The organism is Serratia sp. JKS296, from assembly GCF_900215445.1.
Lineage (GTDB): Bacteria > Pseudomonadota > Gammaproteobacteria > Enterobacterales > Enterobacteriaceae > Serratia > Serratia marcescens.
Window position 1 is genome coordinate 1,912,123 of the sequence record NZ_OCMX01000001.1, and the last position, 11,816, is coordinate 1,923,938.

13 protein-coding genes are annotated in these 11,816 nt (G+C 57.6%); all 13 read right to left on the reverse strand.

What is annotated here, in order from left to right; all coding sequences use genetic code 11:
• Position 1: 1 nt before the first annotated feature.
• Complete coding sequence (locus tag CRO23_RS09035) at positions 2-823, reverse strand: type VI secretion system accessory protein TagJ (RefSeq protein WP_303621657.1); 822 nt, start codon at positions 821-823, stop codon at positions 2-4.
• Between the two features lie 15 nt (positions 824-838).
• A complete protein-coding gene (locus tag CRO23_RS09040) occupies positions 839-1,825 on the reverse strand; it encodes a hypothetical protein (RefSeq protein WP_049299096.1) in 987 nt (328 codons plus the stop codon).
• Positions 1,826-1,853: 28 nt separating this feature from the next.
• Positions 1,854-2,627 carry a PP2C family protein-serine/threonine phosphatase gene (locus CRO23_RS09045; RefSeq protein WP_015378289.1) on the reverse strand — a complete coding sequence of 258 codons (774 nt, stop codon included), beginning with the start codon at positions 2,625-2,627 and terminating at the stop codon, positions 1,854-1,856.
• The gene (gene tagH / locus CRO23_RS09050) at positions 2,627-4,357 is read right to left on the reverse strand and encodes a type VI secretion system-associated FHA domain protein TagH (protein ID WP_097101818.1); all 1,731 of its coding nucleotides are present in this window, start codon (positions 4,355-4,357) and stop codon (positions 2,627-2,629) included. Before tagH ends, CRO23_RS09045 begins: the two co-directional genes overlap by 1 nt.
• 530 nt (positions 4,358-4,887) lie before the next feature.
• Complete coding sequence (locus CRO23_RS09060) at positions 4,888-5,649, reverse strand: DUF4225 domain-containing protein (RefSeq protein ID WP_016927255.1); 762 nt, start codon at positions 5,647-5,649, stop codon at positions 4,888-4,890.
• Between the two features lie 61 nt (positions 5,650-5,710).
• Positions 5,711-6,064, reverse strand: a complete 354-nt coding sequence (locus CRO23_RS09065) for a T6SS amidase immunity protein Tai4 family protein (protein ID WP_050487581.1) — start codon at positions 6,062-6,064, stop codon at positions 5,711-5,713.
• A 12-nt stretch (positions 6,065-6,076) separates the two neighbouring features.
• Positions 6,077-6,535: a T6SS amidase immunity protein Tai4 family protein gene (locus CRO23_RS09070; protein WP_016927257.1), complete on the reverse strand. Its 459-nt coding sequence runs from the start codon at positions 6,533-6,535 to the stop codon at positions 6,077-6,079.
• Positions 6,532-7,035, reverse strand: a complete 504-nt coding sequence (locus CRO23_RS09075; protein WP_071525932.1) for a type VI secretion system amidase effector protein Tae4 — start codon at positions 7,033-7,035, stop codon at positions 6,532-6,534. The genes CRO23_RS09070 and CRO23_RS09075 overlap by 4 nt, the downstream gene beginning before the upstream one ends.
• A 50-nt stretch (positions 7,036-7,085) precedes the next feature.
• Positions 7,086-7,568, reverse strand: a complete 483-nt coding sequence (locus CRO23_RS09080) for an Hcp family type VI secretion system effector (RefSeq protein ID WP_004961372.1) — start codon at positions 7,566-7,568, stop codon at positions 7,086-7,088.
• Positions 7,569-7,872: 304 nt separating this feature from the next.
• The gene (tssC, locus tag CRO23_RS09085; RefSeq protein WP_016927259.1) at positions 7,873-9,378 is read right to left on the reverse strand and encodes a type VI secretion system contractile sheath large subunit; all 1,506 of its coding nucleotides are present in this window, start codon (positions 9,376-9,378) and stop codon (positions 7,873-7,875) included.
• Positions 9,379-9,381: 3 nt separating this feature from the next.
• Entirely contained in the window at positions 9,382-9,918 is a 537-nt protein-coding gene (gene tssB / locus CRO23_RS09090) for a type VI secretion system contractile sheath small subunit (protein WP_016927260.1), read from the reverse strand.
• Positions 9,919-10,039: 121 nt separating this feature from the next.
• Complete coding sequence (gene tssA / locus CRO23_RS09095) at positions 10,040-11,071, reverse strand: type VI secretion system protein TssA (protein ID WP_016927261.1); 1,032 nt, start codon at positions 11,069-11,071, stop codon at positions 10,040-10,042.
• Positions 11,072-11,094: 23 nt separating this feature from the next.
• A complete protein-coding gene (gene tagF / locus CRO23_RS09100) occupies positions 11,095-11,814 on the reverse strand; it encodes a type VI secretion system-associated protein TagF (protein ID WP_028128112.1) in 720 nt (239 codons plus the stop codon).
• Positions 11,815-11,816 lie beyond the last annotated feature (2 nt).

Sequence of the window (11,816 nt, forward strand, 5' to 3'; positions counted from 1 at the left end):
GTCAGGCGCTCGCGTCGAAGCTCAACTGCCGCAGGCTGTGCAGTGGGAATTCATCGCTTTCGCTGAGCCAGGTTTTCAGGCCCAGCCCCGCATAGTGGGTGCCGTCGCCCAGCGGTTGCCATTCGGTGCGCTTGCCGAGCAGCAGCGCGTCGTCGCTGCCTTCTGCCAGCGGATAACGGGCGGGCAGTTGGCACACCTGTTCGCGGCCATCGGTCAGGCGCACCAGCGCATGGCTCCACACCAGGTCGATGGCGCTCTGCGGCGCCTGGAATTGGATCGCGGCGATGTCGGCAAACGGCAGCCAGTAGTAAACGCCGTTCAGCGCCAGTTCGCATACCGGCCCGAGGCGGCCGTCACCGTCGGTCAGCCAGTCGAAACGCAGCTGCCGTTCTTGGTCGCCTTCGGCCAGCGTTAACTGCCCGGCGCCGGCCGGGGCGGCCTCCAGCGCGTCATCGCGCAGCGCCTGGGCCTGTTCGGCCGCCCCTTGCGCATCCTGATGCAGCGCCTGCACCATCAGTTTCAGCCAAGGCTGATCCTGCCGCAGCAGCGCCGGCGCGGCCGTGCCGGCAAACACCGCCTGGCGTTGCAGCTCGGCGTTGACTGACTGCATCAGCAGCAGCGTGGTCGGTTGGGCGATCGGTTTCAGCGCCTGCCAGGATTTCAGCTGCGCGTTGGCGCGCGTCCAGTTGCCGCTCAGGCACAGCAGTTGCACCAGCGCGGCGCGCAGGTCGGCATCCGCCGGTTTCGCCTTGATATCGTTTTCGACGGTGGTGATGGCCGCGCCGATCGACTGGCCTTGCAGCATGCTTGCTAATGATTTCACAGGCTTTCCTTATAATCAGTGAGGGGCGCCGTTAACCGACAGGTAGCTGCCGCTGGCGGGATCAACGCGGTCTGTGGCCAGCTTTTCCACCAGCTTGAAAGTCAGCGGGGCGGGGGCGCTCAGCAGCGGCTGCCAGGCGGTTTGCGCCTGCTGCACGCGCTGTTTGATCTTGTTCTCATCGGCGGCGTCGACGCGCGGCATTTCAACGATCGCTTCACCGTTGAACGCCCAGGCGTGCAGCTTCGGTTCGAAGCTCAGCAGCAGGAAGCTGCCCGGAGCCTGCGGGTTGCCGCCCAGAACCAGCCGTTGGGCGTTGGCGCTGACGACGGTCAGCGCGCGATCGCCGCCGTTAACCTGCGCCAGCGGGTAACCTTGCAGGAACCACAGCGTCGGCGAGAGGGTTTGGCCGCCTTGTTGCAACGTGACCGCGCTGCGGCCCTGCAGCCAGCCGTCCTCGCCGCAGCGCAGCGCAGCGCCGGCGGGAATGAACAGCGCGCCGCCGTTGGCCTCGTCACTCCAGTAGGTGCGGAAGTGGCAGCCCTGCGGCAGGCTGAAACGCTGAGCCGGCGCGCTGTCCGCCTGCGGAGACGTCACGGCCACCGCCGCAGGGATCGCCGGTTGCGGTGGGGTTTCCGGCGGCTCGGAGGCCTCTTGTTTGACCACCGGTTTCCAGCCGCGCGCTTTGGCGGCTTCGCCGCTGGCCAGTTTCTCTCCGCGCTTGTCGGTCAGCGTCCAGGGCAGGTGGCCGGCTTTCGGACACTGCTTTTCCAACAGATTGCCGACGCGCGGCAGAAAGTCGTTCAGCACCGCCGGATCCTGGCTTTGCGCCGAGACGATACGCAGCGGGATGCTTTTGCCGCACCAGCTTGCCGGATTGCTGTTTTTGACGTCATCGATAAACACTTCCAGCTTCTGGCTGGGGGAGTAAACCAGGCGATAGTTCATCGCCTGCGCGGTCGGTACCGCCATCAGGGCGACGAGCCCCGGCATCCAATATTTCATAGTGAACCTTGCTGTGAATGTGCGCTGCTCAGTCGCGGCTCAGAAACCGCTCCGCATCCGCCAGCGAATGCAGCAGGGTGGTTTCCTGCGGTGAGCCAATCCAGACGGCGATAGCGCTGTAGTTATCGCTGTTATTGTTTTTCTTCCATGCCTGTTGCATCAGGGCGATCCACTCGCTGGGGGAGTTGACCATATGCAGCGACTGTTCCAGTTCGGCCTGGCTGAAGCTGTGCCAGAAGCCGTCGGTGCACAGCAGGAAAACGTCGCCGTCCTCCAGCTGCAGCACGTCGCTGTAGGTGGCGTCGCGCTCTTCGTTGAGCCCCAGCGCGAAATACAGCAGGTTGCTGTTGATGCCGTTGGTCTGATAGCCGGCGTCCTGCATCTGTTGGATCAGGCTGTGGTCGGTGGTGACAGCATGCAGGTAGCCGCGGCGGAACAGGTACAGGCGGCTGTCGCCGGCGTGCGCCCAGTAGGCCAGCTGATAATCGCGATCGATAAACAGACTGACCAGCGTGGTGCCCATCTTGCTGTATTCGTCCGACTGCCGCTGCTGCTGGTGGATGGCGGCGTTGGCGCGCGTGATGTGCTGACGAATGCTCTGGGCGTTCAGGTGCTTTTCGCCGTCAAAGTTTTGCAAAATGGTGTCGCGCGCCAGTTTGGCGGCGATATCGCCGCCCGGAAAACCGGCGATGCCGTCGCACACCACGAAGCAGGCGGCGCGGTTGCCGAGCACCTCGCCGGTCTGATCCTGGTTGGAGGCGCGGCCGCCCTGGTTGGAAGTAGAGGCTATGGTGATATTCATTACGCGTCCGGTTTGGTCTGTGAGTCTTTGTATTGATTCACTTCAACGTCATAGGCGTGCAGGAAGGCTTCGCCAAACAGGGTGTGGAAATCGTCCTCGATCTCGCCGGAGGTTTGCTGATAGTTCTTCACGAAGTAGTCCCACAGCGCAGCCTTGCGGTTGGCGGGCAGCGACAGGCGCGGCGCCACGCCTTCCTTGCGCGCTTCCTCTTCGAGGCGCTCCGGGTTGAACGACTGCAGCATGGCGGCGATGATGGCGCGAATACCGGCGATCATCCCAAGCTGGTGCGCCTGCAGGTCGATCAGCGCGTCGCGCACCGCTTGCTCCGGCGGCATAAAGCCCGGCATCTGGCTGCCGAACATCTGCATCAGCACCGTTTTTCCCGAAGGCAGCAGCTTGAACGGGTTGTTGGCTTCGTCGAGGATCATGGTCATCTCGGCCTTCACGCCGCGCTTGAGGATCGAGCGGGATGAGAGCAGGGCGACGGTGCCTTGCGAGAACAGGCTCAGCAGGCGACCGGCCAGGCGGATCTGCTGTTCGTCAAAGTGCGGCTGCGGTTGCAGATCGTCGAGACCGATGCCTTGCAGCAGCGCCGCCAGCAACGGCCCCTCCAATGCGTCGCCACTCGGCGCGGCGGCGTGCTGCCGCTGAGCGGACTGATAGGCGACCGGATCGATGCCCAGGCGGTTGCCCTGGCGCGGGCGCGGCGGCTGCGCAGGCGGCTCCTGCGGGCTGAACTGCGGTGCAGGTTGGGGCTGTGGCTCAGGCGTCTGCACGGGTGGCGGCGTCGGCTGCGGGCGCGGTGCTTGCGGTTGTGCGGCCATCGGTGGCGGAGACGGCGGCGCGGGCGGCTGTACCGGCTCCTCCGGCTGGGCCAGCGGCACGGCGCCGCCCATCAGCAGACCCAGCGGATCGTTGCTGTTTAACGTCTCTGGCGAAGCGGGCGCGGATGAACCGCCGAACAGCGCCAGTGGATCCAACTCCTGCTCCGGTTGCTGCGCATTCCGGGCCGGAGTTGCCGGACGCGGCGGCGCAGCCTGCTCCGCCAGCAGCGCGCTGGGGGTGGTATCGGCCAGAATGTGTTCGCGTTCAAAAGTGGTGTCGGTGTTGAACAGCGCCGCCGGATCGGTTTGTTGCTGTTGCAGCTGGCGCAGATCGACCTCGCCCGCCAGCTGCGCCAGCGGATCGGCCGGGTTCAGCTCGCGAGCGGGGGTGTCCAACAGCGGATGGCTGTCTGGATTGGCGGCCGGTGGCGGCGTGACGGCGGCCGGCGGGTTCGGCGTGAATTCTTCCACCAGGCTGTCCCAGATTTCGTTGGGGATTGGCGCGGCGGATTTTTCTTTGGCGGCGGCAGCAGGGGGCGTAGCAGCGGCAACAGCCTTGGCCACCGGTTGAGCCTGTGGCGCGGCGTGCTGTTGCAGCGCGCTGACTTCAATCTGGTAATCGTCGATGCCGAGCACGTCGCCGTCCTGCAGTTCAACCTGGCGGCCACGCTCCAGCGGAATGTCGTTCAGCAGCACGCGGGTAACGTTGCCGCGGTTGGTGATGCGGCATTCGCCGTCAGCGGAAATATGCACAATCGCCTGCAGGCGGGAAATGGCGCGCTCTTCGTCCGGCAGCACCAGGTTGTTGTCCACGCTGCGGCCGATGGTGCCGCCCGGCGGCAGAAAATCGCAACTGCTCTGCGGCGGAACCTGACCGCTTTTGTTTTTTACAATGGAAAATCGCATAAGGCATTCCTGCTGATAAGATCTTATGGCTAGACAGTGGAACTCAATAACGGGATGAATTCGACTTTATTTCTTTCCTAAGAGAGATCTTTGAACGTGAGTGACTAAATTTTTTTGGTTAACGCATTATATGGTCGAAAACTTCAATGTAATAACGTGAGGCTGTATGTGTCAGGTGATGCCTTTGCTATTGCTATCATTATTCTTACCCTTTTTCTTGTAATAGAGATTAGTCGGTAGTTGAGACAAGTAAATTAGGGCAAATATAATGCTGGCGTACCATACCTCGTCATAATCTTGGAATTTTATATTGAGCATTGAATCCAGTATCTCAGAACCATAGTTAAATATTAAACCTTGGGTGATGCTTGAAAATAGATTTACTATGGTAACTATCACAAAAAGAGAGTAAGATTTTTTATTGTTAACTTTCTGTTTTAGGTGATACAGCCCGACAAAAACTACAACTGACAGGAAAAAGTATAAAAACACAAATGAGTAAGAGTAGGTGGAAAGCGTGACGTCATCGCTCACTGTTTTGTTTCCTCATCGATTAATTTGTAAATTCCATAGCCGGTTATGGCATTGGAAAAAACCTCTGTGCCTAATGGAACCGTGCCAAGCTTTTTCCATCCAATAATATAATCGCTATTTATGTGTTTAAACAACCGCCAAGAGTCTGGTCTTAATGACTTGCTAAATATACCGTACCCAGATAGTGAGATGTCAACGGAACTATAAACGATGTCAGCTTCATTTTTATTATAGCCTAGATAGTTAGCCGCGTAGTGGTATGCCTCTCTTATACTGCCAACCTTATCTTTTCTGAAAAGTAAATAATAGCCACTTTCGTAAAAATTATTTGCTCCTTGAGCCATTAACGGTACGCCAACGCCCCCGCAGGCCATGCCTGCAGAAAGTGCACAGGTTCCGATTCCGGCAAATATCTGAGAGCCGCCACTGACAAAACCAACTTGTTTCATCACCAGGTTTGAAAATCTTTCTCTTTTTTCTTTTTTTATTGCGACAAAGAGCTTGGCTTTACCTGTATTAATGTTGAATTCTTGTTTTTTGAGGTTGTTGATTTCTTCTTCGATTATACTGATTGCCCCAGCGTAGGATGTGCAGTGTATACTGATATCCCTTTTTGCAAACTGAATAAGTTGGTCTATTTCCAGTGAGAAATTAGCTCTTGATTCGTTGGTGTATAGATACTGTCGTGAAAACGTTCTTGATAGTTTTTTGAGTTCATCGATAGATCTATCCAGATCTACTTTTGTTTTGTATTGCATAAGGATTCCTTTCCTATTCTTTATACCAACATTTACCCTGTGAAGGGATACGGATTTACTCTCAGTTATCGTCTTTCCCTTGGTACTTCTTGATGATGGCTTGTAACGCTTGGCTATGTACAAGATCGATGCACTTTGCCATCGTCATCGGCTCCCCAGACATGCTGTCATAGTGCTTTGCCAGAAATTCTTTTGCCAGCGCCCTGACAGCGGTATGCGCTTCCAGAGAATAATCGCCGAACTCCATGTAACCCCTGGCGGTGGCGGTGGCATCGTTTTTGACTTCTTTTGCTGAGTACCCCTCGGCGATACAAACGCTAAGCGCGTAGTTTTTGAGGTACTCGGCAGGGGAATAGTCAATTTCTGTCGCTGCATTGACGTTCAACGTTGCGGCGATGGCCACAGTCAGTGAGATTTTTTTCACTGATTATTTCCGAGGAGGATTTTCATTTACTCTGTCCGGATTGTCTTTCACCCAATTATCATTAGGGCGCTGTACATAATCTTTCGCAAGTTTATCAAGCTCTTCACTATGGTACATATCCATGCACTTCATTAAATCTAAGCGGCTTTTCCCATCCTTAGCATTGTAATTCTTTTGCAAATACTGCTTTGTCAGCTTGATGATAGGGGATTCTTCATCACGAATTGCATAGTATGACCAAGCATCGATACCATTCGATGAGGCAATTGCATCTTTGCTAGCCTCTGGTGATGTCTTATAAGCGACGGAAATGCAGTAGGTCAGAGCAATATCCTTGTAGTTTTGCAAATAGTTTCGGTACGCCGCTTGCGGTGGCCACTTTTCAATGGGTTCTTCTTGGTTTTTCTGTGCTATAGCACAAGTAGCATATATACAAAGAAAAGAGATAAGGATTTTTTTCATCTCAATACCCAAAAGTTAGCGTAATTTGTTGTATAGCGAGCTTCTGGTTCATTGAAATAACAATGATCATAACAATCGCCGTTCCCATTCCAAAGCGTAGCATGTCCTCCAGCATCGCTCCAACCTGCAATTTCAAACAGTATGATCCCTTTCTTTCCGGCTAATTCACCACCACCTGGAGGAGGGAATTTGACTCGAAGGTCGGGTTTGCCCCAGATCTTTGTCAGATAAGCGATAAGATCTTTAACTCTAAAAAAATACCATTGACGATCGGCGCCTGATACGGTCTGATCTTTTACATAAGGAATGGGGAAGCCAGATTTATTCAAGATGTAGCTCATACGCACAGCGCAGGTGTTTTCCCACTTTCCATTGGGCGCAATATTCATGGCGACACGCCCGCCGATAATCTTGGCAACATTTTGAGCTGAATATTGCGCGTTATATATTTTAGTGCTTGCAGCCCATGCTGCTGAAAAAATGGGGCGATTATTATTCATTGTTATTTCCCTATATTAATCCCCCCGGCCGTAACCGGGGGGCATGCAGATTAAGCTTCGCGGTTTTCCTTGATGTTCCAACCTGCGCTGCTTTCGGCGCCTTTGCCGCCTTTATCGCTCTGCTCCCAGTACTGCTGTTTCACTTTCGCCGCCTGGAAGGAGTAGGTGACGCCCACGGTGTCTTCGCCGCCTGCACCAGTGTACTGCACGGCGGTGACCAGCACGTCGTCCAGGGTGATTTTAACGTACTCAACCTGAGTACCGCCCGCCTTGCAGACAGACAACTCAACCTTGGTCAGGTGCTTACCGCTGGAGCAGTGCTTCAGCAGCGCCGGGGTTGACTTGTCGACCAGCGCGTTGACGTGCAGATCGTTGAAGCACACTTTACCGGCGCCGCCGCCGCCGCCAACGCCCATATTGCCCGGTTGAGAAGCGCCCCAGGAGAAAGAAGTAATGTCGGTCCAGCCTTTGTGATTCGAATCTTTAGATTCGCCGCTGGCACCTTCAACTTTCAGGAACATATCAATAGCCATAGTTTCTTCACTCTTTATTAAGGGTTAACAGTAGTATTAACGTTACGTTGAAAAACTCAGGTAATAGCAGCAGGAATTGCAAGTGTGGTAATGCATTACCAATTTATATCCTTGTGCCATGCACCTTCTTAAATACCGAAAACTATCGGTACGGGTTACCGAGCCACTATTAAGTGCTAATGGCTCAATGCTTAATTATTTCGCGTTATCTTGATTCCACGTGCGATCCGGGTTTTCTGCGATAGGCTGACGATGAGGTTGATGTATCAGCCAGGCCGCACTATCGCGGCCTGACTTCAGCCCATCAGGACGCGTCGTTTTGTTTCAGCGAAGGCAGTTTCGACACCAGGCGCAGGGAGACGGTCAGACCTTCCAGCTGGTAGTGCGGGCGCAGGAAGAACTTGGCGCTGTAATAGCCTGGGTTGTCTTCGATCTCTTCCACCTGCACTTCCGCCGCGGCCAGCGGTTTGCGCGACTTGGTTTCCTGCGAGGAGTTGGCCGGATCGCCGTCCACGTAGTTCATGATCCAGTCGTTCAGCCAGCGCTCCATGTCGTCGCGCTCGCGGAAGGAACCAATTTTGTCGCGCACGATGCACTTCAGGTAATGCGCGAAGCGGCAGCAGGCGAACAGATACGGCAGGCGCGCGGAAAGCTGGGCGTTGGCGGAGGCGTCGGCGTCGTAGTATTCCGCCGGCTTCTGCAGCGACTGTGCGCCGATAAAGGCGGCGAAGTCGGAGTTTTTGCGGTGCACCAGCGGCATAAAGCCGTTTTTGGCCAGCTCGGCTTCGCGGCGGTCGCTGATGGCGATCTCGGTCGGGCACTTCATGTCCACGCCGCCGTCGTCGCTCGGGAAGGTGTGGCACGGCAGGTTTTCCACCGCGCCGCCGGACTCCACCCCGCGAATGGCGGTGCACCAGCCGAACTCTTTGAACGAACGGTTGATGTTGGCGGCCATGGCGTAGGCGGCGTTGGTCCAGGTGTAGTTGCCGTGGGTCGCGCCGTCGGTGTCTTCTTCGAAGTCAAACTCGTCCACCGGGTTGGTGCGGATGCCGTACGGCAGGCGCGCCAGGAAGCGCGGCATCACCAGCCCCAGGTAGCGCGCGTCTTCCGACTCACGCAGGCTGCGCCAGGCGGCGTACTCGGTGTTCTGGAAAATCTTGGTCAGATCGCGCGGGTTGGAGAGCTCCTGCCAGGACTCCATCTGCATCACGCTCGGCGCGGTGCCGGCGATGAACGGGCAGTGCGAGGCGGCGCCGATCTTGGCCATTTCGCCCAGCAGCTCCACGTCCTGCGGGCTGTGATCGAAGTAGTAGTCGCCCACCAGGCAGCCGAAGGGCTCGCCGCCGAACTGGCCATACTCTTCTTCGTAGACTTTCTTGAAGATCGGGCTCTGATCCCAGCCCACACCTTTATAGCGCTTCAGCGTGCGGCCCAGCTCCTGCTTGGAAATGCTCATGAAGCGGATCTTCAGCATCTCGTCGGTTTCAGAGTTGTTGACCAGGTAGTGCAGGCCGTGCCACGCGCCTTCCAGCTTCTGGAAATCGTCGTGGTGAATGATCTGGTTGATCTGCTGCGACAGCTTTTCGTCGATTTCCGCGATCAGCGCCTGGATGGTGCGGTAGGCGTCGGAAGAAACGGTGACGGTATTTTCCAGCGCCTGCTGCGCCAGGGTTTTCACCGCGTTCTCGACGGCTTCTTTGGCCTGATCGGTCTTTGGCCGGAACTCTTTGTTCAACAGCGCGCTGAATTCATCGCTGGAAAAAGTCTCGGTGGTTTGCAACGCATTCTGTTGCTGAGGCGAGTTGCTCATCGATTAATCCTCACGCTCGTTGTTGTCATCGTTAACCGCCGGCTTCGGCGCGTCGGTCAGGGATTGCAGCAGCGCCGGGTTTTGCAGGATCTTGGAGATCAGCTCTTCGGCGCCGTTCTTGCCGTCCATGTAGGACAGCAGGTTGGAAAGCTGGGTGCGCGCATCCAGCAGATTGTCCAGCGCGTCGACCTTGCGGGCGATAGCGGCGGGGGAGAAGTCTTCCATGCTTTCGAAGGTCAGATCGATGTTCAGCTTGCCTTCGCCGGTCAGGGTATTGTCAACCTGGTAAGCGACGCGCGGTTTCAGCGACTTCATACGCTCGTCGAAGTTGTCGACGTCGATTTCCATGAATTTGCGTTCTTCCACGCTGGCTTGCGGATCGACCGCTTTCCCCACCAGATCCGCCATCACGCCCATTACGAACGGCAGCTGGATTTTGCGCTCTGCGCCATAAATTTCGACATCGTATTCAATCTGTACGCGCGGCGCGCGGTTGCGGGCGATGAATTTCTGCCCGCTGCGGGATTTCGAGTTTGACATGATTTACTCCATCTAATGGCGATTGGGAACGCGCCTCGTCCGGCTGGGAGAGTCAGGTTCTGATTCGGGTCTGCGCAGGGGCAGACGGTATCGGATGCGTCAAGAGAACAAAGGTCGGCGGCTAGCTGTTCTCCTCGTTGTCGGGGCGACCGAGAATGGTCTCCAGTTGGTTAAGCCCATCGGGCGCCAAATCGCGGACGATTTGCATAAAGTCCAGCGTAATCAACCGCTGGACCCGATCGATCATCAGCGGCGCCGGGTGGCTCGGCTCATGAAGACGAAAATAATTTTTCACCTTATCCAGCATCAACTGGGCATCGTCGCGCGACTGGATCTGCGCGCTGCGCCAGTTGAGCGGGGCAGTGGCGCTCTGTACGGAGGCCGGTTGCTGCATGGCCGCCGTTTCAGGCGTCGCGTCCGCTTCGGCGGCGGCGGGCACCTCGCTCTGGCCGGCGAGCGCCACCAGAGAAAACACCTTGGTCAGCGCGCTCATTTCTGGCAGCGCGCTTTCCCCCAGATGGCGGGTCACTTCGCTGCGGATGGCGCTCAGGGTGTTGGCGATGCGCGTCACCAAGGCGCCCTCGGGGCGATCCTGCTGCGCCAGTTCATCCTGCAGCCGCGCGCGGCCGCCGGGAAAGTTGGGGCACTCCTGCTTGCTGCCGTCGAGCAGGGCGCCGGCATCGCGCAGCGAGATTTCTCCGGCGGCGCTTTTCAGCAGCGGGGCGGCGCGCACGCTGGCGGCCAGCGCGGCCTTGTCGCCAAGGTCGGCCAGCGCGTTGATGCGAAACAGCGGGTCGGCTTCCCCATCGAACTCCAGCGGCGGCTGCAGGGTGTCCCAGTAACGGGTCATCGACTGGTGGACCAGCGTCAGCCCGTCGGCGTAGCCCGGCAACCCGCGCAGCTGGGTCCAGGCGCGGGTGAGATACAGCATGACGCGCAGGTCTTTGGTGCGCGTCAGCAGCGAGGTCGCGAGGCGCTCGACCTGCACCCAGTCCGGCGCTTCTTCCGGAATGATGGTGCTGCCGAACTGTTGTTCGGCCTTGCCGGTGGCGGCTTGTTCCATCGCCAGAAAGTCGGCGTCGTATTCCAGGTTGTCGCCGCAGGGATTGTCCGCGTCAACCGGGGCCAGCAGGGTATCGGTATCGATAGCCATAAAATTTCCTTCAACGAACGATGTTAATCAAACATTTGCGGGTACTGGCCGCCGCGGCCGGGGCGCGCCCAGCCGTTGGGCTCGAACAGCAGTGAAAACAGCTGCACGGTGAGGTTGCCGCTGTGCACGTGGGTGTAGAGCGGGTGTCCGTCTGCCTGATTGGTCCACCAGAAGCTGGTGTACTGCGCCGGATCGAAGCAGTCGGCGGCCTGTTGCCAGCCGAGGCCCGGCACGTCCGGATGCTGGAAACCGATAATCGACAATATTTCGGAATCCGCTTCCGCCGGCGGGCTGGGCAGCGCCGGGATCGCCTGCAACGCGCGGTCAATTTGCTCGGCGGAGAAACCGTTGCGCACGCCGTTCAGCAGGGTATGACCGAGCTGTTGGTACCAACTCGCCGCCATGTTCAACTGTTGCGATCGCCAATCCTGCTGGCTGAACAGGCGCAGCGCGCAGATCGGGTAGCGCCGCCCGACGCGGTCGCGCGCCGGCAACAGGCAGCCCATCTGCACGTACTGGCTGCCGAGCGTGGCGGGGATCACGAAGTTCCACACCGGCGCGTTGCTGAATGGGTGATCGTTAGGCCCTTGCGCATCGCGCTGCAAATTCACCAGCCCGTTATGGAACCAGTGGGCCCAGTTGTTGACCACCGGATCGGGCAAGCGGCGTTGCAGGAAATCGCCGGCGGAGGGGAGTTTGCCGTACCAGCCAATGCTCGTCGGGGCGCTTGAATCAGTGCTCATGG